Raw genomic sequence first — 26,590 nt, forward strand, 5'->3', positions numbered from 1 at the left:
ATTCGTTTACACTATTGGGTACACGCTGGCAGATAAAAATTTGCCTACAAAGACTTGACTCAATCAAGAACAATGTCATGATATAAATTTTACCTTATTGAGCATAAAGATATATCGGGCGTTGCAGGAATATATCGCCGGTCACAGAAAAATATCGGTGGCAGCGATGATCGCTCTTTTTTGCATATACATTGTCAGATCGACCGGATCTATTCCGGTCTATGAAGGGATGAATTATAATTGATTAAGAAAGGAAACATAGGCCGTTATTTTTTTAAAAACTGAGGTATTTGTAAATGAAATCCGATTATATGGAAAGGTTCAGAATCCTGCTGGATTATTATGGTCCGCAGCACTGGTGGCCAGCCAGGACAACTTTTGAAATGCTGATTGGAGCGATTCTGACTCAAAATACAAATTGGAGAAATGTAGACCTGAGTCTGAAGAAGTTAGCACCTTTTCTGATTCCCGAAAAGATGGAACGGCTGGGAATAGATGAACTGGCCGGACTGATTCGATCATCCGGCTTTTACAGATTGAAAGCGCAGAGAATCCGTTCTTTCCTGAACTGGTACAGGCATTACGACTATAACCCCCTGAAGGTGGAAGCGAGGGACGGGCTTGATCTTCGTCAGGAATTGCTTGGTGTGAAGGGGATCGGCGAAGAAACGGCTGACGCCATGCTTGTATATGCGTTCGGCAAGTCGTTTTTTATCGCGGATGCTTATGCCCGTCGCCTTTTCACAAGGCTTGGAGACCAGTTGCCGAAAAAATATGATGCGCTCCGGGCACAGGTGGAAAAAGACCTTCCTGACGATCTTATCGTCTATCAGGAATTCCATGCTCTTATTGTCGCCCATGCCAAAAAGCATTGCAGAGCCGTACCCAATTGTGAGCATTGCCCGCTTGCCGCACAATGTGAAAGCAAGTGAGAGCATGATCAGAGATTCATTGATCCTGGGGTTGTCTATTCCCTGAACTCATGCAACAACGATTTTGAGAGATCGAATCTAGCCCGCCGCACACAACGATTATTTTAAGGACAACGCCAACAATTAGCTTATTTGTCTTTTGTATAGACTATCGATCAAATCCTCTGTAGAAACTTTTTTTGAATATTTGACCAGTTCGACCGCTTCACACCACAGGATCGAAATTGCCGCGATAAATAATGCTGTATGACTATAATGAAAACATTCAATGGATCCATTTTAAGTAAAATCATAAAAAGAGTGTCGAATATGCTAAAAAAACTTACTGAAAGAGTTTATTATTCACCGCACGATCCTCGTACTGATCGTCCAGCGTTAGGGCTGATTTGCGGCGACTCTTACAGCTTGGCCGTTGATGCCGGAAATTCTCCTGCTCATGCTAAAACATTTCTTCAGCAAATTCAAGGAATCAATAAGGCTCCTTTAACGTTTGTGGCGCTTACCCATTGGCACTGGGATCATACTTTCGGTCTCCATACGATCAATGTGTTGTCGATCAGTCAAAAAGAAACAAAGAAACAATTGGAGTATTTGAAAACCTTGAAATGGGATGACGCATCCATTGATTCGCGTGTTGAGACGGGAGAAGAAATTGCCTTTTGTCGCGACATGATCAAACGTGAAATGCCGGAGCGAGAATATCTGACATTGAAATCACCGGATATCACATTCCATGATCAACTTGAAATCGACCTTGGAGGTATCCATTGTGTGATGAAGCATGTCGGCGGCGTGCATTCAAACGATGCCTCAATTGTTTACGTTCCTGAAGAAAGAGTGATGTTTCTTGGGGATTGCCTGTGTCCGGATTATTATAGCGGGGACTGGAGTTACGATCGGGAGGGGCTCGCGCGTCTCTTAGCCCAGATCCAGGATTATCCGGCAGATGATTACGTCACCTCGCACAATCCCCCGGATAAACATGGAGAATTATGGAGTTATTTAAAGGAATTAATGGATAGTGGGGAAAGGGTAGGTGCGGAAACATCTCTTGAAAGAGTCATCTCGAAATATAAGACGGAACAGCGAGAGATGCCCAATGAAGAACAAATAAACGATATGAAATACTTCATCAATGGGAATCGAAAAAAAAAGAGAATCATGAAGACTTATCCGCAAGAAAAACAAATAAATGATTGAATGACAAAGGAACCGGAGAATGCCGGTTCCTTTGTTGATCTATGCCATTTCGGTGAGATGATTCCCCGATCATTGATGAATGGTCTTTGGGTTTGCGTTCTTCATCATTTCCTGCTTTTGCTGCATCGCCTGCTGCATTTTCTTTGCTTCTTGCACGCTCAGTACCTGATTGTTTTTCGGCAGGTAGAAAACGTTCTGCGTGGACACGGGCACATCGTTGTTTCCACTTAAAGCGAACAGATTCTGATAAAACGTGTTCTTGTAAACACGTCTCGTCTTGTTAACGGAGAGATAGGGCGCTTGATCCGTTGTTTGAATCTGATTTTGATCAGATATCGCGGTGTGTTTCATTTCCGGTTTGCCTTTTCCACTGGCGTTATAGATATATAGTCTGTCCTTGCCCACGTCCTGATGAAGAAGAAGAAACGGAATAGCGGGCGGCTGTCCGGCTGTTTGAGGGGCGGCCGAATAAATTTTTACCTTTTGCGATTGAACGACTGCTTTCATGCCTAAGTGACGATAGTCATTCAACACGATCAGGCACTCGCTTCCGATGAACATAACGAGCGACACGGCCACTAATAAGCCGTTGATCCATTTATGTTTTGAAAACCATTTGCTGCCGCTTGAAAAAATAAAGGCCACAAAAAGAATGGCACCAATGATTAAGGTGAACAGAATCAATATATTCACTTCCTGAGCGTTAAGATTAAGTGATGAAGAATAATACGGAACGGTCAGCCTACCTGTCTGTCAGGTATGTCATGCTTCTTTTTTTCTTTTCCCTTTATAAAAAAAGTCAGAATCAGGTTCACGAGACAGAAGCAGGTGGCGACCAAAAAGGCCGCTTTCATTCCGTTCAAACTGGCGTCAATCGCTTTTTGCCCGTAACCGGCCGGATCGGTTGATATCATGCTTTTTGCCGGCATACCTTGCTTGGTCACGTTAGTCAGGACACTGATCAGAATCGCTGTTCCGATCGAACCGGCCACTGTGCGGATCGTGTTATTCACGGCCGTTCCGTGACTCATGAGATCATTGGGCAGGGCGTTCATTCCTGCAGTCGTCACAGGCATCATGACCATTGATATGCCAAGAAAACGAATGGCATAGAAAGCAATAATGGAAACGTAGGATGTAGTGGTGGTAAAGAAAGCGAACGGTATCGTGCCTACAGTCAGCAGGAATATTCCGGTGATCGCGAGCTTCCGGGCCCCGATACGATCGAAAATGATGCCGGTCACAGGGCTCATCAGTCCCATGACAATCGCCCCGGGAAGCAGCATGAGCCCTGAGTGCAGGGCGCTCTCGCCGCGCAGGTTCTGAATATAAAGCGGGAGAACCAGCTCGGCTCCGATCATTGCCATCATCACGATACTGCTGACGGCAACCGATAAACTGAAGACCGGTGAACGAAATACTCTTAATTCCAGCATCGGTTCTTTCATCATGAGCTGACGCAAGGCGAACAGGATGACAAATATAGAGCCGATAATCAGCCACCAGATCACCTGAGGACTTGACCAGCCGTCATTGCCGACACTGCTGAAGCCGTAGAGCAGACCGCCGAATCCAATCGTTGAAAGCACGATCGAAAGAAAATCGATGCTTGGATTCGTCAATGGAACGACCTTTCTCATCGCCATGAAAGCGAGGATGATGACGATTACCGTGATCGGTATAATCATGTAAAAGAGCACGCGCCAGCTGAAGCTGTCGACAATCCAGCCGGACAGTGTTGGTCCGATCGCCGGAGCAAAAGCAATGACCAGTCCGGCCATACCCATGGCGACCCCTCGCTTTTCCCTTGGAAAAATTAACAGAAAAATAGTCTGCATCAGCGGCATCATGATGCCGGCGCCGGCCGCCTGAACGATACGCCCGGTCAGTAGAACAGAGAAATTGGGAGCGACAGCCGCCAGCACGGTCCCGATCAGAAATACGGTCATCGAGATAATGTACAGCGTCTTAGAACTGATTTTATTAATAAGCAAAGCTGTAACAGGAATCATGATACCGTTCATCAGAAAAAACGCTGTGGTCAGCCATTGGCCGGTTGCCGCAGTAATGTGAAAATCCGACATGATTTTGGGAAGTGCCGTGGACAGCAGCGTTTGATTGAGGATGGTACAGAAGGCACCTACTAATAAAACAATAATAAGAAAAGTACGGTTATAGGTTTTGCCGTCAAGATCAACGGGTCGTGTTTGCTCGGTCAATGATTCATTCTCCTTTATTAAACAATTTGCCATGAGATACTGTTCTTAAGAGGAGCCTTCCATTCTTCAGTGCTCCCCTGGTTCTTCACTTTTAAGATACACGAGATCCCCGTCCTCGTGATCTTTCAAATAATTTTCAATAAGAATCAGGTCATCTCTTAAGTTCAGCAATTGCTCTTCAGACAACGCTTTTAGCGGCTCATTTCTGATCTCATCCGCTACCATGCTGAGGTCCTGAACAATATTCAGTCCTTTCTCAGTGAATTCAATATTTTGCGATCTCCGATCCTGGGGATTTTGCTTTCGGTCCAGCAGACAGTTTTTTTCGAGCCGATCAATAATACCCGTCATGGTTGATCGGGAAATCCCTGTCAAAGTGGAAAGATCCGCTGGGGAAATCGGTTTTTTTTCTTCATATGTTTTTTTGTAAAGCATCTTCATCACAAAATACTGCGGCAGCGTCAGACCTTTCTGGGCAAGCTGTCTGTTTAGTTTTAGCTTGCCTATCTTGGCAACTCTGAAGATCAATTCAACGACTTCCTGTCTGAGATCCATACAAAACACATCCTTGGAAAAAATATGATATCTCTAGAAATAGTATTTATTGATATAGTCATTGTAGCAACTATATTAGTGAAAATCAAGTAACTGTCTCTTCGTATTCTGTCGAATCATTATAACGTTATGCATAAGAACAAGGTGCTAACCATAAAAAAAAATACATTGTTTTATGAAAAGGGTGAGCGTTAAGAAGCTCTTTGTTGATCAGGTCGGTCTCATAGGCTTGAGACGCCAATCAAAATAAGCAGCATCAACCGGGACGAACCGTAAATTCGCATTCGACTGATAAATTATTGTTAACGACCGATAAATCGAAGGTGACGACCGATAAACTCGTACTAACGACTGATAAATCGGAAGTAATGACCGATAAATACGCCGTAACGACTGATTAAAAAGAGGTTTTCTAAAAAAAGTTCTTCTCCAGGGAGGTCTATACTTCAGAGGTAAAGAACTTTTTACTTATGAACAATTGTATTGTTCCTGTTCCTTTAGGCCAGTCTTTTTACTTAACAGCAAAGTGATATTCAATAATCAGTCCATAATTGCTGTTTAATATCAGTGGAGGGATGAAACCATGTGGAATCAAAATGAAATCACAGAACGGTTGAAAATTACCTATCCTGTTATTCAGGCAGGGATGGCCGGCGGTCCAACGACTACTCAGCTCGTTTCAGCTGTTTCCAATGCGGGCGGACTGGGTGTTTTGGGGGCGGGTTATATGACGCCGGAGCAGACACAATCAAGTATTGAACAAATCAGGCAGCTGACAGATAAAACCTTTGGAATCAACCTGTTTGTGCCTGAAACTCCCGAATTAGACAAAGAAAAAATCAAGGAATCGAACCGGATGTTGCGGCCCGTCCGTGAGAAATTGAATTTAAATGATCCGTCCGGAATTCCAAAAACATCTTCAGAACCGTTTTTCAGACAAATAGAAATCATCTTGGAAAACAGTGTTCCGGTCTGTACGTTCACATTCGGTATTCCGGACAAGCCTATTATCAAGCAATTGAAGAATAATCACGTTACGGTTATTGGCACGGCAACGACGCTGAAAGAGGCGATCATGAATGAAGAAGCCGGAATGGACATGGTTGTCGTTCAGGGAAGCGAGGCGGGCGGTCATCGCGGGAGCTTTGCCGTACCTTATGAACAGGGGATGATTGGAACCATGGCGCTGGTCCCCCAAGTTGCCGATCGGATTCATATTCCTGTTATCGCGGCCGGCGGGATTATGGATGGCCGCGGTGTTTTGGCCGCACTGATTTTAGGGGCCAAAGCGGTTCAAATGGGGACGGCGTTTGTCACGTGCGATGAAAGCGGAGCAAATGAACGGCATAAGAAAGCAATCTTAAAAAGTGCGGAAGATGAGACAACGCTAACATCTTCATTCAGCGGAAAACCGGCCAGAGGGATCCGCAACGCTTTTATCGATTTTATGGCAGGAAAGGAACATCTGCTGCCCGATTACCCGATCCAGAACGCGCTAACGAAGGACATCCGGACAGCAGCCAGCAAACATGACCAGCCCGAATGGATGTCGATGTGGTCCGGACAAGCCCCTCGATTGAGCAGGAGGGGCTCGGCAGGAGATAAGGTAAAGGAAATTGTGTCGGAAGTGGAAAGCCATCTTGAAATTTTAATGACAGGAAGGAAATAAAAGAGATAAACTGTATCCGCCATATCTATTCGGTAAATAGCTACCGGATGCTTTTCGAAAACATTTTGGAGAATGAACAATGCTCCCGGTTTTTGTTTGAATCCGATTTTTTAAATGTGCGTTTTTTTCTTGATTATATGGCTCGCCAAATTGACCGGAGGGCCTCATGACACTTCCACACTACTCGGCTCCAAATTTGTCGAATAATGCGGAAGTGCCGGAACTTTTTTGCTTTCATAGAACAGTAACTGTCTCTGAAGGATCAGTCTTAACTCCTTAAATTCTATTAATCATAAACTATCAACCCATATGCCTGCCGATATTCAAGGGTTTTTGGGTTTGTTTTCTAAACCTCTCAGAGATCCTTCTTTGCATACAATCTCAGCGAGATAAGCATGGAAACAACCGCAATGGCCAGCCCGATGAAAGCGAGAAGCCATGCCTGAACGATCTCCGGCAAGGGCAGCGTGACTGTAAAATGGATATTCAGCGATTGAAACCAGCGAATCAGTGAAGGAATGACAAAGGGGACAAAGAAGGTAATAACAATAAAAATCAATTTTGCTTTGTCATAACCGATTTTGATTTGAACGGGTATGAGTATGCCGAACAGCACGCTGAGCATCATAAAGGTGATTCCGACCGTTTGAACGGTTAAACGGTCCATGACCATCGGCACGATAAACGACATGATGATCTGGATGACGATCATGCCTATGAAAACGATAAAGAGAAAAAGATATTTTGCTTCGATAAAGGTGTTTCGCGTGTATGGCGTCGCACAAAGCAGGGCGGACCCTTTGTATTGATCCTCAAACTTTGCGATCTGAAGGTAAATAGTCAATTCCGTCACGGTGGCCATCAGAAAAAAAATAAGCGAATGAAAGCTGCTTGATTGTGTTTGCCAGGACATATAGACAGGCGCCACGGCGACAAAAAGAATGAACAAGAGCAGATATTTCCTGATTAGGAGAAAATCTTTTTTGACAAGATTAATCAGCATTTTTTTCGCCTCCGATGTAGGCCAGCATAATATCCTCTATTGCCGGCTTTTCGATCAATGCGTCAGGCATCAACCGGCGCACGTTTGCTTTATCATGGGTGATTCCCTCAAATCCGTACGGTGACTGATGCAGGGTTAAAAATAATTTGCGCGTTTCGTCAGTGATGAGTCGATTGTCGCCTTTTACCCGTGCATGGGTATCGAGCAGTGTATCCTTTTCTTCGTTGAATAAGATTCTGCCATCATCAATCAAAATGAGCACGTCGGCGATTTTATCAAGGTCCGAGGTTATATGGGTGGAAAAAAAGACACTTTTCCCTTCTTCTTTCATAAAATCGAGGAGTATGTCCATTAATTCACTCCGTATTAATGGATCGAGACCGCTCGTCGGTTCGTCCATGATCAGCAGATCCGCGTGGTGCGAGAGCGCAAGAGCGACTGCATACTTCATCCGCATCCCTTTGGACAGAGTAGCGATTTTCTGGTTTAATTTTAAGCCGAACCTTTTGATATAGTTTAAAAAAACGGCTTCATCCCAGTCGCTATAGGCGGGGGCGATCACACTTTTCATTTCTTTGAGTGTCATCTCTTCATAAAAATAGCCTTCATCGAGGACAAAACCAATCCGGTTTTTCGCCTTTCTTTCGTTTTCTGCTATGTTTTTGTCTGAAAACTTAACCTTTCCGGAATCTTTCAGAACGAGGCCGAGGATTGTCTTGATCGTCGTCGTTTTTCCGGAACCGTTAATGCCGATAAACCCGGTAATGCAGCCTTCATTAAGTGAGAAAGTCACATCCTTCAAACGAAAGTCTGCGAAGGTTTTATTCAGATTCGTCACTTCTAAAACAGGGGTCATTTTCCATCCTCCTCAAATAGCAGATCCAGCATAACGTGAAGATCTTCTTTGCTTATGCCTAAATTGCGCGCCGTTTGGCAGACCTCCGCCAGCCTGATTTCTACCATGCGGCGCTTGGATTCCATGAACAGTTCTAAGTTCTCCGGAGCCACATAAGAACCCTTGCCTGCCCTGGTGGTGATAAATCCCTCGGTTTCCAGCTCCGTGTAGGCTCTTTTCGTCGTCAGGACGCTGACATGCAGATCATTGGCCAATGAACGGATTGAAGGAAGCTGCTCGCCTTCTTTTAATTCCTTATTGAAAATAGCCGCTTTAATCTGTTCTTTAATCTGTTGATATAATGGCTGATCGGAGATGTTTGTTAAGACAATTTTCATGAAACAACCTCTTGATAACTGTTATGTAAGTTGATATACGGAATACACACCATACACAGTTATGAGTATAAAACAAGGCAACAAAAATAACAAGACCTGGATCAATCCGAAACAACACCGGGTGCATTCAAATTCCATCTCCCGGATTTCGTTCCTGATTGCGTCGATCCATTACAAATCTGTTTTGTTCTTAAAAAAATTTATTAAATGACTCGGAATCATCTTATAGAGTGGTAAAATAAAAAATATCGTTTCATGCAGAAATCAGGTTTTGAGTTCGAATATTATATTTATGGCTTAAATATGCTGCCGGCAGACGATAAGAGGGTAAAGGAACCGCATGCCTTCGAGATGGTTAATTAGGAGAAAACGAATCATGGGAAATGCATTCATCAAAAAAATAGATCTGTCCATTTTACTCATTGTTTGCATACTGGGTGTTCTAAGTATCGTGTTTATTAACAGCAGCCAGCAAACAGGGCTTTACGGAAATCAAAACTTTGCTCTGAAGCAGGGGATCAACTATTTGATCGGAACGATACTGCTGTTTGTTTTGGTTTATCTTGATTCGGATCAGATTGAAAAATTAGCGTGGCCCTTTTATTTGATCAGTTTTGCGGCCATCATTTTGCTGCCGGTTATGCCATCGTCGATCGCGCCCTACATTCTTGGGGCAAAGAGGTGGTATAATATTCCTTTCCTGGGCTCTATCCAACCATCGGAATTTTTTAAAGTCGCCTTGCTTCTTCTGACCGCAAGCATTGCTCGAAAACACATTGCCGCTTATCAAGTAAGGACGGTCCGTTCAGATTTCCTGCTGATCGGCAAAATTTTACTAGTTACTCTCCCGCCGTCCTTGTTTGTCTACATGCAGCCGGACACGGGCATGGTGTTTTTGTATCTGGCAGGCATTATAACTGTTATCCTTTTGTCCGGAGTCCAGAAAAAAATAATTCTGTCTTTGACGATGATTCCGGCTGCTTTGACCGCAATACTGATGTACATCTACTTCCAGCGTCCGGACATCCTGTATCACAAGTTAATTCCTCTTTTGAGTCCTCATCAGCAGGCACGCATCGTCGGGTGGCTCTCACCCGGCGGGCATTCGGATCAATCTTATCAGGCATCTCAGGCGCTTATGGCAGTGGGAAGCGGGGAACTGCAGGGAAAAGGAATTGGAAAGGGCAACGTGTACATTCCTGAAAAAACGACTGATTTCATTTTTGCAGCGATCGCGGAGGAAGGTGGGTTTCTTGTAGTCGGTCTTGTCATTCTCCTGTTTATCCTGCTTATGTATCGAATGCTCGTCACCGCCTATATTGCGGAATCACCGTTCGGAACATTTGTGTGCTCTGCGGCGATGGTTGTGTTTACACTTCAAATTTTTCAAAACATCGGTATGAACGTCGGCCTGATGCCGGTAAAAGGTATTTCGCTGCCTTTTTTATCCTACGGGGGAAGCTCAGTCTTTTCAAATATGATCTTAATGGGGATTATTTTATCAATAAGAAAATCATCCGGAGATTATATGTTTAAAGCAGAACGACTCATTGGGTAAAGGGACCGAGGGCAGCTTCTTCCTTGCTAATCGGTTCAGCTTGAAAACACCCGAATCAGTCATGTGCGTCAAGAGACACACTATTCAAGAAAGCCAGTTCTGAACATTTTTTTCGCTCATTTGATGAGAAAATAAAGGGCTGACAGGAGAGCAAAACCGGATAATATCATGCTGAATAGAGCGATCCCTTTTTTCTTCTCAAGCCATTCGGACATTCCCGAGAAGGCGAACATCGCCCCCAAAAACAGATTCATGAAAGGCAGCCATTCAATTTTGTTCGTGATGATTGCAAAAAGGCCTATAGCCGTTGCTATAAGCGCCGAGACAATTCTCAGTAACCTCAGCAAATAACCGCCCCCTCTAAACCTCCAAAGTATGATCAGAAATAAGCCGCAAATTTATATCCCTTTAATAACAAAAGACAAGCAGAGTTTAGGCCGGATGGCTGTTCCTTTCCATTTAATAATGACTTATTAAGGATATCTCTCCTTATCATTTTATCTTTATCTTTTTTAACAAAAAAGGGCGTTAAATGGAAGACGATCAGCCAGCCGATAGGCATGATCTGCCGCCAGATGGAGCATGAAAAAATTAAGGTGAAAAAAAGTCCGGCCATAGCCGGACACAGAACATGTTTTTAACGGTATCAGTTCATTGGTGACGTCTCTTAGGAAGATTGATTTCTGTGTCAATCTTCAATCCGGCGATAACACGGCCGGTATTGAAAAGCTCCAGCATTAATAATGCCTGATAATCAATAAAGCCAAAGGTCCCATCAGGCGAAGAATAGACGGCTGATTAAAATAAGCGCACCAGCAATCCAGCAGTAATAAGCGAACGGACGCATGGCCTGAATTTCCTTTTTCTTAAACCATTTCATCAGTATCCACACACTGATGAAAGCAAAGATGCCCGCCGCCAGACCGCCTATCAAAGACATTTGAAGCAGCCCGTGGGTTCCTGATTTGACTAATTTAGGGACTTCCAGTATGCTTGCTCCGGCGATGACGGGTGTTGCCATGAGCATAGAGAAGCGGGCAGCCGATTCATGTTTTAATCCCATCCAGAATCCGGCGGTCATGCTGGATCCGGAGCGGGAGAAGCCAGGGACAAGTGCCAGTGACTGAAATAATCCGACGATAAAAGCCTGTCCCATCGTCAGGTCTTTAATTTCTTTCGTTCCCTTCGACCGGAGTTTCTCTCCGAAAAAGAGGAAAAATCCATTGAGAATCAAGAAAATGGATGCACTCGTTACGTTGCTGAAAATTCTGGTCAGCGGTTTTTCAAGAACGACACCGAGCACGCCTGCCGGGATGGTCGCAACAATCAGCAGCAACAAAACTTTTCTGTTGCCCGTGAAGATCGAACGGATCATATCAACCCATTCTCTCCAGAAAAATATGAGCAACGCAACCGCTGTACCCAAGTGGAGCATAACAACATAGGGCAAAAAGTTTTTTTGAAGAAATTCCGGACTTAAATTCCAATGGAAAACATAAGGTACAAGGACTCCGTGAGCAACGCTGCTTATTGGAAATAATTCGGAGATACCTTGAATAATCGCAAAAATCAATGTCTGTAAAATGGTCATAACCTGGAGGATCCCTTCTGAAATAAATTCGCGTATTTGCCGGACAAAAAAAGTGGGTATTTCGCTTTTATCCGGCAGAGAAGTATTAAATTCAACCTATTCCCGATACCTTACGATACCATATTATAAAGTAATTTGAATGAATAAGGTGTAAAATTTTTATTAGAAACTGATGAGAATTAAAAAGTGCGGCCCCTGAGTTCCTGTCCTCTCTCCGATCTTACAGTCTTTTCGAAGATATTATTTTCTTAAAAAGCAGCATAGATATGATGAAAAGGGGTAGTTAATGGATAAAGACGATTGATTTCGTCTTTTCAGAAAATAGCCTTGGATTATGTTTTTCAGAGATAGGGAAATGAGGCATTCAGCTGTATTCCGGCGATGTACAGTATAGCCATACGCCATTGCTTTCATCCGCATGAAGGAGTGAACGCCCAATGTTCTTAGCCTGGAATGAAATAAAGAGCGCCAAACTTCGTTTTTCGCTGATTGTCGGCGTACTGACACTGATGTCTTATCTGGTATTCCTGCTTTCGGGACTAGCCAATGGGATGGCGACACTGAACCGAGAAGCCGTGGATCAATGGCGTGCCAGTGCGATCATCCTCTCACAGGACGCGAGCAGTAGCCTCGCTCAATCCACTGTGACGCTTCATGATGCGTCAGGAATCTCCGGAAAACAAACGGCGGAGATCGCGCAAATACTCGCGACGATTCGAAAGTCCGGCACAAACCATAAAGAAAGCGCCGTAATCATGGGCGTACAAAAGGGGCAGTTTATTGCGCCGAAAGTCACGGAAGGCCGAATGTTCAATCGGGTAAATGAGACTGTTGTTGCTGATTCTTTAAAAGCAAACGGGTTAAAACTCGGAGACCAATTAAGTATCTCGTCTTCAGCCCAGAAGCTTATGATCGTCGGGTTTACGCACAATGCCGAGTTCAACCTGTCGCCTGTCGTGTACACCTCGATCGCCGCCGTTCAAAAAATAAAATACGGCAGCGCCGACCTTAGCGGGAAAGGGCTGATCGGCGGTATTGTCGTGCGCGATCCGAATGTTGATCGGATCAAAGTCGGCAGCAAGCTGCAAGTCATCCCGATCGAGTCATTCATCGAGAATATACCCGGTTACACGCCTGAGAAAATAACCTTTGAATTCATGATTTACTTCTTGTTCGTCATCGTTTGCGTGACGATCGGCATATTTCTCTATGTGCTTACAATTCATAAAACGAGTATTTTCGGGATTTTGAAGGCCCAGGGCATCTCCTCCGGCTTTCTGATCAGGTCGGTGATTGCGCAAACATTCCTGCTCGCCGTGTTTGGCGTATTAGCCGGTTTCCTGTTCACCGTTATCACCGGATTTTTCCTGCCTGCCGCTGCTCCGATCACGCTAAATTATCCGATTCTCGTTTTTTATGGGTGCATTTTTATTCTGGTTGCCATGATTGGAAGCCTGTTTTCCGTTCAAACGATTGTCAGAATCGATCCATTAAAAGCGATAGGGGGGTGATCCAATGGCCGTTCTTGAACTTCTTCATGTCTCGAAAATCTATGGGAAAGGCCACACGGAGGTGACCGCGTTAAAACCGATCCGTTTTTCAGCGGATAAAGGAGAGTTGATCGCCGTAATCGGTCCTTCGGGGTCTGGAAAAAGCACCTTTTTGACAATCGCCGGCGGTCTTCAGAAGCCGACGGGCGGTTCTGTCTTCATTAACGGCCGGGATTTAACGAGGTTAAATGAAAAAAAGCGGGCCTTGATCCGGCTGAGAGAAATAGGCTTTATTTTACAGTCTTCTCATTTAGTGCCTTACTTGACGGTCGACAACCAGTTCAGGCTTCTTGATCGGGTGAAAAAAAGAAACATGAACAAAGATGAGCGAGAAAAGTTATTAAGTGATCTGGGCATCAGAAAACTCAAAAAAAAGTACCCGGCTGATTTGTCGGGCGGAGAAAAACAAAGGGTCGCCATTGCCAAAGCTCTGTATACCAATCCAAGCCTTCTTCTGGCTGATGAACCCACGGCTTCTCTCGACTCGGGCCGGGCTTTTGAAGTCATGTCGATCCTGTCGCACGAAACGAAAGAAAAAAACAAAGCGACTATCGTCGTGACGCACGACAACAGACTGATTCACTATTGTGATAAAGTTTACACCATTGTCGATGGAGAACTGACCCCGTTGTCCGGAACGGATTCAGCGGATGCGGAAACATAAAATGCCTCTCATCCGTTCTTCATTGATTCAGCAGAAATGTCTCCTTTGGCACTTGATTAATCAGTACGATCATTCGTTGTTTTTTACTGGTGAATCGACCGGACCCGCTTGCTCCACTGCATTGACAAACAGGGAAATCCGGTCTTCATAAAATTTACCCGTGCTGATGCTGTCACCTTTAATTTTTCGCATGATCAATTTGTCAAAGAAACGCATTTTTTCAAAGTTGAAGGCAAAGCCGAGTACATCCTTTGCAGCGGCATGCCGATATAAGGCTTCCGGGAATGCATTCTGAAGCTCTTTCGACCTGGCCGCTTCATCCGGTTCACCGGCACAGAGAAACAGACCGATATTTTTACGAAGCAGCTGTTCGAGATGGCTGTTCATATAGGCCGTCAGCTGCTTCTGAACCTTGCCCATGTAAATCGAACCGCCAAGAATTACGGTGCCGAAATTTTCCAGTGAAGGCACAGGACCCGTCATGATGTTGAAGCACTCAATATCTTCGCCGATTGCTGTCTTGATGCGCTGCGCCGTTTCAGCGGCGTTTCCATACTTGGTCGCGTAAATCAGTATCGTTTTCATTTTTTCCGTCCTTTCCGTTTTCAGAATGCGCCAGGATCATTTCCATTCATTTTGCTGTTTGATCAGGCGCCGGATGGGATGTTTTCGAGTGATCGGAGAATTAATGTTATCGACCGATCGGTGAGACGCTGCTTCTGCTTCTCTCCAACCTTCTCCACAATAAGCCGCAGCGTGAGTCCAAAAATGGCGGCCCAGATGATTTGTGCCGTCGTTTCAATGTCGATTTCATCACATTCAGCCCAACCGGGAAATTCCCGCAGGACCTGGCAAAGCATGGCAAGTGCGGGCCGCTCGGTTGAGGCCCCTTTGTGCAAGACGGCAGTATGTGCCAGAAAAGCCGGAGAACTGTTCTGCATCATGTTTTTATAGGTGTTACCCATCCCCGTGGCAAGCGTCACGTAGCTCTTAATGCTTCTGCCCAGGTTTTCGGCCGCCGTTTCTTCCGATCGCTGTGAAGAGTCCAGGGCTTTTAAAATTTTCTCATAATCCTCGGTGATCAGCTTCTCGATAATTGCCTCCTTATTGTCAAAATAATGATAGATGATGGCCGGGGAGTATTCGATGATGCCCGCAATCTTGCGAATGGACAAGTTCTCCGCGCCTTCATTTGTTATGATTTCACGCGCCGCTTTAAGAATTTCATTTCGCATTTCTGCTTTTTCTCTATTTTTACGCTCCGCAATGCCGATCTCCTTCAGCCTCCTTTTAACAATGATCATTTATTAAACAGTGTTCAATACACTGCTAATATAGCTCAGCTTCCAATAGACGTCAAGCTCTTCCTGATGCGATGCCTGCTTCTGTCCGGCTCTGCCGGATGATGTGCGCCGAAGATAATAATCCGCCTAAAACAGGGAAGTCTATAAAACAATCCGATTTGTTTGTCATCATAAAAGCATAACGAACCCGTAAAATGAATCCTTAACCGTTTTTTTTACATTATTTTTATGCCCTTGATAAAATCCTTCACACTATTTTTACGCAAAAACATTTTAAAATAAATGAGCAATGAGGGAAGCACATCATACTGTTACAACTTGATGAAATAGGAAGGAGAATGACTGATGGGCGATCTTTTATCATTGGGAATCTTCACCACCGTTTTTTTGCTGTTTGCTCTGTTCGTTCGCGTGTTTGACAAAGCTTGAATCGAGGTGAAAAAAATGTGGATACTCTTGATTATTTCAATAGTGTTGATGGCTTATTTGACTTTTGTCATCTTTAAACCGGAAAAATTCTAAATAAAGGAACAGAAGTGTTGTTAAAAAGGAGAGGATTTTTGTGACATGGATAGGAAGCATTCAAATCCTGCTCGTTCTCGGGATCATTCTCTTGATAGCTATTCCTCTGGGTGGCTATTTATATAGAGTCTTTTCCGGACAACGCAGCTGGCTTGAGCGTGTGTATTCGCCCTGTGAAAAAGTACTGTACAGATTGTCGGGTATCAATCCGACTGTGGAAATGGACTGGAAAGGTTATATTAAGGCGCTGCTGCTTGTCAATTTTGTGATGATGATTTTCGCGTATCTGATCTTCCGGCTTCAGGGGTACTTGCCATTGAATCCCGATCATATACCTTCAATGCCCTGGGATCTGGCTTTTAACACGGCCGCTTCATTTATCACGAATACGGACTGGCAAAATTATTCCGGAGAAGCGTCCATGTCTTACTTGGGCCAGACTCTGGCTGTTACGTATTTACAGTTTACAGCCGGGGCCACGGGAATTGTGGCCGCTTTTGCCTTCATCCGCGGGATGCTCGGTAATAAATCGAAGACGATGGGTAATTTCTGGGTTGATTTTATCAAGGTTCATACGCGTGTTCTCGTGCCGATTGCCTTTATATTAGCCATTGTACTGGTCGGGCTTGGTGTCCCTCAAACGTACAGCGGGGCCCAAACGGTTCACACCTTGCAGGGAGCGGCACAGACTATTTCACGCGGTCCGGTTGCTTCTTTGGAGTCGATCAAGGAGTTCGGAACGAACGGAGGAGGATTTTTCAACGCCAATTCGGCGCATCCTTATGAAAATCCATCAGTGCTAACGAACGTGATCGAAATCATTGCTTTGTTGTCCATTCCTACGGCGTCAATCTTCGCCTTTGGCAGGTTCCTGAAGAACCGAAGACAAGCCGTTATTCTGTATGTTTTTATTACCGCTATGCTGGTGCTTGGTGCCTTCCTCATTTACTGGAGTGAAACAGCCGGAAATCCGCTGCTGAACAAAATGCTGGGCCTTTCCGGAGCCAATATGGAAGGGAAGGAAGTGCGGTTTGGGCTGCCGCTCACCAGTCTGTTTACAGCCGCGACAACCGCGACTTCCACCGGTGCGGTTACGGCTATGCACGACAGTCTGACTCCGCTCGGCGGCTTTGTTCCTCTGCTGTTCATGATGCTGAACTTGATTTTCGGCGGTGCGGGTGCCGGTATTCTGAACATCATCATGTATCTGATCATTACGGTATTTATCTCCGGTCTGATGGTCGGACGGACGCCGGAAATTTTCGGGAAAAAGATTGAGTCCAAAGAAATCAAACTGGCCACCATGTCACTTTTGGTGCATCCATTTTTAATTCTGGTTGCTACAGCGATTGCGATTGTCACGAAAAACGGGGTATCGAGCATGGCCAATCCCGGGCTTCACGGTTTTTCGGAAGTGCTCTATGCGTTCACTTCCGCTGCGGCGAATAACGGATCCGCGTTTGGCGGTTTAAGCGGAAATACACTCTTTTACAATCTGATGCTTGGGACGGTCATGCTGCTCGGCAGGTTTATCACGATCATCGCCATGTTTGCCATTGCCGGATCATTGGGGAGCAAGGCGACCATACCTGAATCCGTCGGCACACTAAGGACCGATACGTTTGCGTTTGGCGGAGTGTTTGTTGCGATTGCCCTGGTTGTCGGCGCTTTAACCTTTTTCCCGGTACTTTCTCTGGGACCGATTGCCGAACATCTGCAAATGTGGTCGGGTTTTCTTGGCAAATAGCCCGCGATGAATGAGAGGAGTCGTAACGAATGGCTAAAAAAAATCAATCCATAGGAAAAGATATTTTTAGAACAGCGATCATTGATTCATTTAAAAAACTTGATCCGAGAAACATGGTTAAAAATCCGGTGATGTTTGTTGTCGAGATTGGTTTTTTCCTGACTTTATTGCTGAGTATTTTCCCGAACCTGTTTGGCGGTCATTACGAATTGTCTCAGATACCTTTTAATCTGGTTATCAGTTTTATTTTACTGATCACGGTACTTTTCGGAAACTTTGCCGAAGCCATCGCGGAAGGAAGAGGAAAAGCGCAGGCTGAATCGCTGCGCCGAACGAAAACCGATTTGATGGCGGATCGCCGCGAAAAAGAAGGCTCTTACGAAAAAGTTCCCGCTTCAACGCTGCGCAAAGGGGACGTCGTTCGCGTGACTGCCGGAGGCATGATTCCCGCGGACGGAGAAGTAATCAAGGGACTCGGGAGCGTTGATGAGTCGGCGATTACCGGAGAATCCGCCCCGGTCATCAGGGGGGCGGGGGGAGACTTCAGCTCCGTTACTGGCGGGACAAAGCTGCTCTCCGATGAACTGATTATTGAGGTGACCGTGAATCCGGGTGAATCGTTCCTGGATAAAATGATCGGATTGGTCGAGGGCGCGAGCCGGCAGAAGACACCGAACGAATTAGCCTTGACCGTTCTGCTTGCCGGACTGACACTCATTTTCTTGATCGTTGTCGTTACACTTGGCCCATTTGCCGGCTATGTCCATGGTTCGATCGATACAGTAACGCTGATTGCATTGCTTGTCTGCCTGATTCCAACAACGATCGGGGCGCTTCTTTCCGCAATCGGTATTGCCGGAATGGACCGGATCATTCGATTTAATGTGGTGGCTAAATCAGGCAAGGCAGTGGAGGCGGCCGGCGACGTCAATACACTGATTCTTGACAAAACGGGGACAATTACGATTGGCAATCGTCTCGCGAGTGATTTTATTCCGGTCGGCTCGCACAATTTAAAAGATTTGATTAACACGGCTGTGCTTTCATCATTGTTTGATGAAACGCCTGAAGGACGTTCGGTCATTGATCTGGCCAAAAAAGACGGTGTCACCCTGTCGCGTGAAGACTACAACGATGCAGAGAACGTAGATTTCAGTGCGGACACACGTATGAGCGGGCTGAACCTGCCAGACGGAACCATGGTTCGCAAGGGGGCGGTTGACGCTATCAAAGAGGACGTTCAGAAAAAAGGCGGCCGAATTCCGGAAGATCTTGATGCGAAGATGGAGCGCGTCGCCAAAGAAGGCGGGACGCCGCTTGCCGTCATCAAAAACCAGGAAATTTACGGTCTGATTTATCTAAAAGATATTATTAAACCCGGTATGCGTCAGCGCTTTGAAGAATTACGGAAAATGGGGATTAAAACGGTCATGTGTACGGGAGATAACCCGCTGACCGCTGCAACGATCGCTCTTGAAGCCGGTGTGGATGATTTCATTGCCGAAGCCAAGCCGGAAGATAAAATGCGATTAATCAGGGAAGAACAGGAGCAGGGGAAACTGGTTGCCATGTCCGGAGATGGAACGAACGACGCGCCCGCACTGGCACAGGCGGATGTCGGCCTGGCCATGAACACAGGAACGATGGCCGCGAAGGAAGCCGGAAACATGGTGGATCTGGATTCGGATCCAACCAAATTAATTGAGGTCGTTTCCATTGGCAAGCAGCTTTTAATCACACGCGGTTCGATTACCACATTCTCGATTGCCAATGACGTCGCCAAATACTTTGCGATCATCCCGGCCATGTTCACAACGATCATTCCTCAACTGCAAAGCTTGAATATCATGCATCTGACAAGCCCGAGAAGCGCGATCCTGTCAGCGATCATCTTCAATGCCCTGATCATCCCGCTGCTCATTCCTCTGGCTATGAAGGGTGTCAAATACCGACCGGTAAGCGCGACCACATTGCTCGTGAAAAATTTGCTGATCTATGGAATCGGCGGGATCATCGTGCCGTTTCTAGGCATTAAAATCATCGATCTCATCATCACGGGTTTGGGGCTATCCAATATTTAGGAGGGTGTTACTTGTGATAAATGTATGGCGTTCGATAAGAGTCACCATTGTTTTTGCGGTTTTGCTTGGACTTATTTATCCGCTTTGCGTGTCTCTGATTGGCAACCTGCTGTTTCCTTATCAGGCCCAGGGGAGCATGGTGAAACAAAACGGAACGATTGTCGGGTCGGAACTGATTGCTCAGGCCGTCACAAGACCGGAATACTTTCATCCAAGACCGTCGGCCATTGATTATGCAGGTAACGGATCGGCTGGTTCAAATCTCGGACCGACGAATCCGGCACTGATTAAAGAGATCGGTAAAAATCTTTCTCAGGTGAAAAGTTGGACGGGGTACACCGCTCAATCTATTCCTCCAGATATGGTCGAATCATCGGCATCCGGACTGGATCCTGATATTTCTGTTCAAGATGCGAGGCTTCAGATTCCCCGTATTGCAAGTGCCACAGGATTAAGCCGGACGTATTTACAGACATTGGTTTCACAATATACAGAGAATCGGTTCCTCGGCATTTGGGGTGACCCGGCAGTGAATGTGCTGAAACTAAACCTTGCCATCAAAAATAAATTGGGACTGTAAAGAAGGGCATTTCTGAACTTATCCCTTTGGGAACAAGGAAGTGCAATTATGAAAAAAAAAGAAACGTTGAACGGCAGTGATGCTGAAAACACGCACGCTTTCAATAAAAAAGGAAAATTAAAAATCATTGTCGGGGCAGCCGCCGGCTCAGGAAAAACCTATAAGCTGCTGAAAGAGGCCAATGATCTTCTGAGGAAAGGTACGGATATTGTCGTCGGTTTTATAGAGGTTCATCACCGGAAAGAGACGGCTGAACAAATAGGCGATTTGGAAATCATCGCGCGTAAAAAAGTGATGTTCCAGAACAGACTGTTCGAAGAAATGGATGTCGACGCCATCATTGAGCGGTGTCCGGCGGCCGTTGTCGTCGATGAATTAGCCCACACCAATCTGGAAGGCTCAAGATTTCCTAAGCGGTATATGGACATCGAATATATTCTGGAACATGGCATCGACGTCCTGACGACGGTTAATGTCCAGCATCTTGAAGGGACTTATCGCGAGGCGGAAAAAATAACGGGAGTCAGAGTCCGGGAGATCGTTCCCCAGTCTTTTATTGAAAGTGCCGATGAAATTGAGGTGGTTGATGTACCGCCGGAAACGTTGCGTCAAAGAATGAGAGATGGAAACATTTTTCGCGAAAGTACGATTAATCAGGCGTTGCATCATTTTTTTAAGAAAGAGAATCTGTCTGTGCTGCGCGAACTGACGCTTCGCGTCGTTGCGGATACAGTGGATAATCAATTTCAAAAATCATTTGAGCGGAAGAGCATACCGGGGCCGGTCGGCGCCAAAGAAGTCATTCTGGTATGTACGAGTTTTTGGGCCCGATCGGCCGTTCTGATTAGAAAAGGTTACAGGATGGCCAGGAGAATGAAAGCTGATCTGGTTATACTGACCATTTTAGAAGTGCCCGAAAATGATCTTTCAGCAAAAAATAAAGACAGAATTGAAAAGCTCAGAAGTCTGGCTGATTTCTGCCATGCAAAATATATTGTTGAGCAGCGCAACGACCGGGTGATCGGGAAGGTCGTCATGGACGTGGCAGACCGGCTTAGTGTGACACAGATTGTTGTCGGACAGACGCATTCTTCACGAGACTGGGCACTGTGGAGCTCCAACCCTGTCAAGTATTTATTGATGCATATGAAATACGCCGATCTTCATATCATCGGATGGAAGGATGGGGGAAGGCCTTATTCACTTAATGACAGAACCCGGAAAAATCACCAAATCGGGCTTTCACGTGATCAGGATTCTTGCCGCGGGCGGCTGACAATTTATGTGGGTTCGGCACCTGGCGTTGGTAAAACCTATAAAATGCTGCAGGATGCGAATGACAGGCTGTCAAAGGGTGAGGATGTTGTCGCGGGACTTATTGAAACCCATGGAAGAAAAGAAACGGCCGATCAGATCGGCCGTTTGGATATGCTTCCGCAGCAGGTGATTCACTATAATGGACACCGATATGAGGAGCTGGATGTAGAAAAAATTATACAACGTCATCCGCAAATTGTGCTGATTGATGAGCTGGCCCATACTAATGTTCCCGGCAGCGAAAGAGAGAAAAGATATCAGGATATCCTTTATATTCTTGAACATGGGATTGATGTGGTTACAGCTGTCAATATTCAGCATCTCGAAAGCCTTCGTGACACAGTGGAACATATTACCGGCATAAAAGTCAAGGAACGCGTTCCGGACTGGTTTATGGACAGGGCAGGGCAAATAAAGCTGATTGATGTCACTCCAGAAATGCTGCAGCGTCGGCTTGCACAAGGCAAGGTTTATTCAAAAGATAAGATTGAACATGCGATGAATCACTTTTTCCGTTTGGGGAATTTATCGGTGCTTCGGGAACTGGCTTTGTTTGAGGTCGCAGACAATGTGGATCAGAGTCTGGACCAACAAAACAGATTCGGGCGGAATCCCCGGATTCTTGCTTGCGTCAACTATCGCCCCCATTCTGAAAAGTTGATCCGAAGAGGGTGGCGCATTGCCGACCGGTATCATGCCGACTTATATGTCCTCGCGGTTGTATCGAAAAAGCCCTTGCAGGAAAAAGAAAAAAGAGACTTAGAAACCATGAAACAGCTCAGCGAACAACTTCAGGCAACATTTCTCAAAAAAGAAGCGCCTGAAAATCGGGTAGGGGAGATGATGGCTAAAACGGCTGGAGAACTGCACGCGGAACAAATCATCGTCGGCCAGCCGCTTCCCGTCAGGCATTTTTTTGATAAGTTTAAGCGTAATCCGGTGATTTATGTCCTGCTGCACGCGGAGTTTGTCAATCTGCATGTTGTAGCCAACTCAAGAGGTGATCATGACGAGCAGTGAAATAAATTTTGAACCTCTTTATTTTGGGACAGGTCAAAACTATTTAGACATTTTTTCCTTGCGTTATCGATGGTTTGGAGCCGTTTGGAAAGTCAGGGCGGAAACTACAATTCTGCTACGCTATGCCTTTGCCGATAATGAAGAGGTAGCAAAGGCAAAAATCCAGAGTGGGGAATCTGCCAAGCGAGATGATGCCCACTTGGAGGAAATCTATAAATTTATTAGAAATACTCAAAAAGATGAGGACTGGGGCAAACGGTCAAGACTCCATCTTTTTGGCGTCCGAGAATCACCCTGGAAAAAGATGAAGCCCGGCTGGTATATTGTCCGTTCAAGAAAACAATACCCGCTTTATATATCAGCTGTTCACGTCAAAAGATTTTCGACCTGGCTCAATCACACGGCTGTATGTGAAAATCAAAAAGATGTTTCCGATTTTATTCAAAAAGTAAACCGAACCCATCACATTAAATTACTGGAAGTCTTTCCAAAGAACGATGAAAATGATAGCATAGATTAACAGCATAAACGATTGACAATTGAAAACATCAGGCAACTGATGTTTCTTCTTTTTTGCGGCATTTTCATGATGGATAGTCAGTTTCTGATGAATAGAGGTGAAAATTGGTGAAAGCGGTCAAAGAAGGGCAACGCTTGGAAAGCGAACGTGTAAATAAAGGGACAAAGGCGAATGGAATCCAAACGGAAGGCCGAAGTGCGGTCACGGAAAAAATGATGGTTTGCGTCAGCGGAAGCCCCTTTTCCAGAGAGCTAATCCGGACAACACGGCAAATGGCTGACCATTTAAAAATGAAATGGGCCGCATTGTATGTGGATACCCCAAAAAGGGTTCCAAAAACCATGGGCGATCGTATGGAAATTTCCAGAAATTTACGAATCGCCGAAGACTTGGGTGCCGAAACATTTACCGTTTCAGGAACCCGGATATCTGATGAAATTATATCTTTTGCGAGGAAGCACAATGTCCGGCATATTGTCATAGGAAAACCAAAGTATTCAAGAATTATCGAATGGGTGCGGCCTTCCGTCGTCGATCAAGTCATTCGGAAAGGGGAGAATATAACGTTCCACGTGATCCCCGGGCGAAGGGAAATTCGAACAAATGCAATAAATTATATCTTTCCGAAGCATTCGGTTGAATGGACACCCTATTTGATTTTATCGGGAATAATTATCGCGCTGACTTTGCTGTTACGGCTTTTAGGACCAGCCAATGATCTGGTCAATGTGGCTCTTTTATTTTTAATGCCTGTTCTGTTCGGCGCATCGCGATGGGGCATGGGGCCTGGATTTTATGCTTCATTGATGAGCATCCTTTCTTTTGATTTTTTCTTTGTTCCGCCTGTTCAGAGCTTTACAGTCGCCGATTTGCGCTATATTCTTTCATTTGCCGTTTTCCTGATTGTTGCGATGATCACAGCAAGCTTGTCGTCAAAGTTAAAAAATCAGTTGAAAGAAGCGCGGGAAAATGAAAAAATAACCTTGACTCTTTATACACTGGGCCGAGAAATGACCGTTGTGGATGAATTGCAATCCACTATGAATAGAATCGTATTGCAGATATCCGACAAGATAGGCTTTCAGGCAGCCATCTATTTACCCGATAAAAATAATGAATTGGAAGTAGCGGCATGTTCAACTACTGCCGACTGGGCACAACTGAAAGCGGGCGGGGCCATTGCAAAGTGGGTCTATCTTCATGGCGAAATGGCCGGCCGCGGCACGCAAACATTGAGTGAATCTCCCGGTTTATTTATACCTCTGCGTACGGAAGATTTTATTCACGGTGTCATGGTCATTTATTATGGCGGTTTTCATTTTCCAGATTCGCTCGAGCACAAGAGACTGATCGAAGCGATCGCAGGACTCGTTGCTACGGCAATTGCGCGGATAAAACTCCAGGAAGAAGCCAAGAAAGCGCAACTGGCAGCGGAGTCGGAAAAATTACGGGCTATTCTTCTGGATTCTATTTCGCACGAATTGCGGACACCGCTTTCGGCAATCATTGGCTCGGTCACGGCCCTTTCCGACCATGATGAAGTGTTTGGCCCGGAGGACAGGCGGGAACTTCTGGCGACAATACGGCAGGGCGCCGTGAGAATGAACCGGCTGATCACCAATTTACTGGGAATGGTACGTTTGGAAAGCGGCATGCTTCATTTAAACCGGCAGTGGTGTGATCTTGAAGATATTATAGGTGTTTCGATGAAGCAAATTGAAGATTCAATTGAAAAGCGGGAACTTTGTGTTGAAATCAATGATTCTTTTCCGCCGATTAAAGTTGATGAACTCTTATTTGAGCAGATGCTGGCCAATATATTAAGCAATGCTGTTAAATATTCTGCCGATAAAAGCCGGATCGTGATCTCCGCATGTCAAAAGGGTGACAATATAGAAATCAATATTAAAGATCAGGGAATCGGTGTTCCATTAAATGAACTGGATCACATTTTTGATAAATTTTACCGTCTGAAAACGAATGCGCATGTACCTGGGACCGGACTCGGGTTGGCCATCGCAAAGGGGATCATAAAGGCCCATGGCGGGAGCATCAGCGCAAAGCAGAATCTTGATAAAGGAATCACCGTCTCCATCAGCCTTCCCATGAAAGACTGATGCGTAAGATGAGGCGAGTGCCTGCAGATATAGGGGATGTTAACTTTTGATGGCCAATTCGGGAGCAAGACTATTAATTATTGACGATGAAGCACAGATACGCAAATTATTGAGTGTCGCATTGCGCGCCTATCATTTTGAAATCTTTGAGGCATCAAACGGCGCGGATGGGATTCGCCAGGCTTCGACCATCCGTCCGGATCTTATTGTACTGGATCTGGGATTGCCGGATGAATCGGGAATTGACGTATTAAGGACCATTCGCGAGTGGTCGCAGATTCCTGTGATTATTCTGACAGTCAAAGAGCGTGAAGAAGACAAAATTCTGGCCTTGGAAAGCGGGGCGGATGACTATGTCACAAAACCGTTTGGCATGGGGGAATTAATCGCGCGGATAAGGGTTGCTTTGAGACATACGGCAAAATCGGAGGAAAAACCTGTTCTGGATTTCGGGCGCCTTGTGATTGACCTGTCCCGCCGGATGGTCTGGGTCGACACGAAATTAGTCAAATTCACTCCTACAGAATATGAATTGCTCAGGCTGCTGGCAGCAAACGCCGGACGTGTCATGACACACCGGCAGCTGCTCAAGCAAGTCTGGGGAGGGCATCCGCTGAATAGCGACAGCAATTATCTTCGCGTTTATATTGGGCATATACGTAAAAAAATAGAAGAAAATCCGACATTGCCTAAAATGATCCTAACGGAGCCTGGGATTGGCTACCGATTCATGGAATAAACGGATGGGCAGTCGATTACATGGTGAGTTTCTTTACACGGGAAATCCGCTCCGGAATAACATTTAGAAATGTTGGTATCGGGGAACAAAACTAAAAATGTGAATTTTTCTTGACAAATATGCGATTTGCTTTTAGACTATGGAAGCAAGCTTGCGAGTTATTTAAGTGAACACCTTCCTTTTTTTGCTTGTTGCTTCGTTTATTGATTGGCGGCTCCATTCAACGGATCACGATCAATCCTGAATGTTTCGACGAATCAACCTTCACTGATTAAACCAACGACCCTTCAGATTATTTTTCAACCTTCGCAGACCGGATATAAGTTATAAGAATAGATTATCGTCTTCATTATCCGGAAATACATCCGAGTGATCAGCGTTTATTGTTAAGCAGCAGAACCGAACACAGTTAAGAAAGATTTTTAAAAAATGTAAGCGTTTACCATTCGCTGGGCACGGTTTCGTTTGC

Annotated in this window: 25 protein-coding genes; 14 read left to right on the plus strand and 11 right to left on the minus strand. The window is 45.3% G+C overall.

All coding sequences use genetic code 11. The features are described 5' to 3' along the window. The first annotated feature begins 296 nt into the window (after positions 1-296). On the plus strand, positions 297-932 hold the full coding sequence (locus IEX81_RS09350) for an endonuclease III domain-containing protein (protein WP_188802823.1): 636 nt from the start codon (positions 297-299) through the stop codon (positions 930-932). Positions 933-1,241: 309 nt separating this feature from the next. After that, positions 1,242-2,132, plus strand: coding sequence for an MBL fold metallo-hydrolase (locus IEX81_RS09355; protein ID WP_188802824.1), 891 nt, complete (start codon positions 1,242-1,244; stop codon positions 2,130-2,132). A 69-nt stretch (positions 2,133-2,201) separates the two neighbouring features. Here the strand turns inward: IEX81_RS09355 and IEX81_RS09360 are convergent, their stop codons facing one another. From IEX81_RS09360 to IEX81_RS09370, 3 genes are all read right to left on the minus strand, one after another. Further along, on the minus strand, positions 2,202-2,816 hold the full coding sequence (locus IEX81_RS09360) for a DUF4811 domain-containing protein (protein WP_188802825.1): 615 nt from the start codon (positions 2,814-2,816) through the stop codon (positions 2,202-2,204). A gap of 53 nt (positions 2,817-2,869) precedes the next feature. After that, complete coding sequence (locus tag IEX81_RS09365; protein ID WP_308424077.1) at positions 2,870-4,351, minus strand: MDR family MFS transporter; 1,482 nt, start codon at positions 4,349-4,351, stop codon at positions 2,870-2,872. Between the two features lie 66 nt (positions 4,352-4,417). Then, positions 4,418-4,906, minus strand: coding sequence for a MarR family winged helix-turn-helix transcriptional regulator (locus IEX81_RS09370; protein ID WP_188802827.1), 489 nt, complete (start codon positions 4,904-4,906; stop codon positions 4,418-4,420). 583 nt (positions 4,907-5,489) lie between these two features. Between IEX81_RS09370 and IEX81_RS09375 the strand changes: the two genes are divergently transcribed. Then, positions 5,490-6,575, plus strand: coding sequence for an NAD(P)H-dependent flavin oxidoreductase (locus IEX81_RS09375; protein WP_188802828.1), 1,086 nt, complete (start codon positions 5,490-5,492; stop codon positions 6,573-6,575). A 355-nt stretch (positions 6,576-6,930) separates the two neighbouring features. Here IEX81_RS09375 and IEX81_RS09380 read toward each other — a convergent pair whose 3' ends face one another. The 3 genes from IEX81_RS09380 to IEX81_RS09390 are packed head-to-tail and all read right to left on the minus strand — an operon-like array spanning position 6,931 to position 8,811. Beyond that, entirely contained in the window at positions 6,931-7,578 is a 648-nt protein-coding gene (locus tag IEX81_RS09380) for an ABC-2 transporter permease (RefSeq protein WP_188802829.1), read from the minus strand. After that, complete coding sequence (locus IEX81_RS09385) at positions 7,568-8,434, minus strand: ABC transporter ATP-binding protein (protein ID WP_188802830.1); 867 nt, start codon at positions 8,432-8,434, stop codon at positions 7,568-7,570. Before IEX81_RS09385 ends, IEX81_RS09380 begins: the two co-directional genes overlap by 11 nt. After that, positions 8,431-8,811 carry a GntR family transcriptional regulator gene (locus IEX81_RS09390; RefSeq protein WP_188802831.1) on the minus strand — a complete coding sequence of 127 codons (381 nt, stop codon included), beginning with the start codon at positions 8,809-8,811 and terminating at the stop codon, positions 8,431-8,433. The genes IEX81_RS09385 and IEX81_RS09390 overlap by 4 nt, the downstream gene beginning before the upstream one ends. A gap of 376 nt (positions 8,812-9,187) precedes the next feature. Between IEX81_RS09390 and IEX81_RS09395 the strand changes: the two genes are divergently transcribed. Further along, positions 9,188-10,369 (plus strand): FtsW/RodA/SpoVE family cell cycle protein, encoded by a 1,182-nt coding sequence (locus IEX81_RS09395; RefSeq protein WP_188802832.1) that lies wholly within the window; start codon positions 9,188-9,190, stop codon positions 10,367-10,369. A 116-nt stretch (positions 10,370-10,485) separates the two neighbouring features. On the opposite strand, the gene IEX81_RS09400 is transcribed toward IEX81_RS09395, so the two are convergent. From IEX81_RS09400 to IEX81_RS09410, 3 genes are all read right to left on the minus strand, one after another. Further along, the gene (locus IEX81_RS09400; protein WP_188802833.1) at positions 10,486-10,716 is read right to left on the minus strand and encodes a hypothetical protein; all 231 of its coding nucleotides are present in this window, start codon (positions 10,714-10,716) and stop codon (positions 10,486-10,488) included. A 32-nt stretch (positions 10,717-10,748) separates the two neighbouring features. Continuing rightward, positions 10,749-10,931 (minus strand): hypothetical protein, encoded by a 183-nt coding sequence (locus IEX81_RS09405; protein ID WP_188802834.1) that lies wholly within the window; start codon positions 10,929-10,931, stop codon positions 10,749-10,751. A 213-nt stretch (positions 10,932-11,144) separates the two neighbouring features. Then, positions 11,145-11,960 (minus strand): undecaprenyl-diphosphate phosphatase, encoded by an 816-nt coding sequence (locus tag IEX81_RS09410; RefSeq protein ID WP_188802835.1) that lies wholly within the window; start codon positions 11,958-11,960, stop codon positions 11,145-11,147. Positions 11,961-12,397: 437 nt separating this feature from the next. Here IEX81_RS09410 and IEX81_RS09415 point away from each other — a divergent pair, with 437 nt between their 5' ends. Both IEX81_RS09415 and IEX81_RS09420 read left to right on the plus strand, forming a co-directional pair. Continuing rightward, positions 12,398-13,471 carry an ABC transporter permease gene (locus IEX81_RS09415; protein ID WP_188802836.1) on the plus strand — a complete coding sequence of 358 codons (1,074 nt, stop codon included), beginning with the start codon at positions 12,398-12,400 and terminating at the stop codon, positions 13,469-13,471. Positions 13,472-13,475: 4 nt separating this feature from the next. After that, entirely contained in the window at positions 13,476-14,174 is a 699-nt protein-coding gene (locus IEX81_RS09420; RefSeq protein WP_188802837.1) for an ABC transporter ATP-binding protein, read from the plus strand. Between the two features lie 69 nt (positions 14,175-14,243). Here IEX81_RS09420 and IEX81_RS09425 read toward each other — a convergent pair whose 3' ends face one another. Then, the gene (locus IEX81_RS09425) at positions 14,244-14,759 is read right to left on the minus strand and encodes a flavodoxin domain-containing protein (RefSeq protein WP_188802838.1); all 516 of its coding nucleotides are present in this window, start codon (positions 14,757-14,759) and stop codon (positions 14,244-14,246) included. 62 nt (positions 14,760-14,821) lie between these two features. Further along, positions 14,822-15,478 carry a TetR/AcrR family transcriptional regulator gene (locus tag IEX81_RS09430; RefSeq protein WP_229727551.1) on the minus strand — a complete coding sequence of 219 codons (657 nt, stop codon included), beginning with the start codon at positions 15,476-15,478 and terminating at the stop codon, positions 14,822-14,824. 444 nt (positions 15,479-15,922) lie between these two features. Here IEX81_RS09430 and kdpF point away from each other — a divergent pair, with 444 nt between their 5' ends. From kdpF to IEX81_RS09470, 8 genes are all read left to right on the plus strand, one after another. Continuing rightward, complete coding sequence (gene kdpF / locus IEX81_RS16850; protein ID WP_188802983.1) at positions 15,923-16,000, plus strand: K(+)-transporting ATPase subunit F; 78 nt, start codon at positions 15,923-15,925, stop codon at positions 15,998-16,000. 40 nt (positions 16,001-16,040) lie between these two features. Further along, a complete protein-coding gene (gene kdpA / locus IEX81_RS09440) occupies positions 16,041-17,747 on the plus strand; it encodes a potassium-transporting ATPase subunit KdpA (protein ID WP_188802839.1) in 1,707 nt (568 codons plus the stop codon). Positions 17,748-17,776: 29 nt separating this feature from the next. Then, complete coding sequence (kdpB, locus tag IEX81_RS09445; protein ID WP_188802840.1) at positions 17,777-19,828, plus strand: potassium-transporting ATPase subunit KdpB; 2,052 nt, start codon at positions 17,777-17,779, stop codon at positions 19,826-19,828. Between the two features lie 13 nt (positions 19,829-19,841). Then, positions 19,842-20,408, plus strand: coding sequence for a potassium-transporting ATPase subunit KdpC (gene kdpC, locus IEX81_RS09450; RefSeq protein WP_188802841.1), 567 nt, complete (start codon positions 19,842-19,844; stop codon positions 20,406-20,408). A gap of 48 nt (positions 20,409-20,456) precedes the next feature. After that, positions 20,457-22,745, plus strand: coding sequence for a histidine kinase (locus tag IEX81_RS09455; RefSeq protein ID WP_188802842.1), 2,289 nt, complete (start codon positions 20,457-20,459; stop codon positions 22,743-22,745). Further along, positions 22,732-23,265 carry a hypothetical protein gene (locus tag IEX81_RS09460; protein WP_188802843.1) on the plus strand — a complete coding sequence of 178 codons (534 nt, stop codon included), beginning with the start codon at positions 22,732-22,734 and terminating at the stop codon, positions 23,263-23,265. Before IEX81_RS09455 ends, IEX81_RS09460 begins: the two co-directional genes overlap by 14 nt. 134 nt (positions 23,266-23,399) lie before the next feature. Continuing rightward, positions 23,400-25,382, plus strand: a complete 1,983-nt coding sequence (locus IEX81_RS09465) for a DUF4118 domain-containing protein (RefSeq protein ID WP_188802844.1) — start codon at positions 23,400-23,402, stop codon at positions 25,380-25,382. 49 nt (positions 25,383-25,431) lie between these two features. Beyond that, a complete protein-coding gene (locus IEX81_RS09470; protein ID WP_188802984.1) occupies positions 25,432-26,121 on the plus strand; it encodes a response regulator in 690 nt (229 codons plus the stop codon). Positions 26,122-26,590 lie beyond the last annotated feature (469 nt).

Source organism: Sporolactobacillus putidus, assembly GCF_014647035.1.
GTDB lineage: Bacteria > Bacillota > Bacilli > Bacillales > Sporolactobacillaceae > Sporolactobacillus > Sporolactobacillus putidus.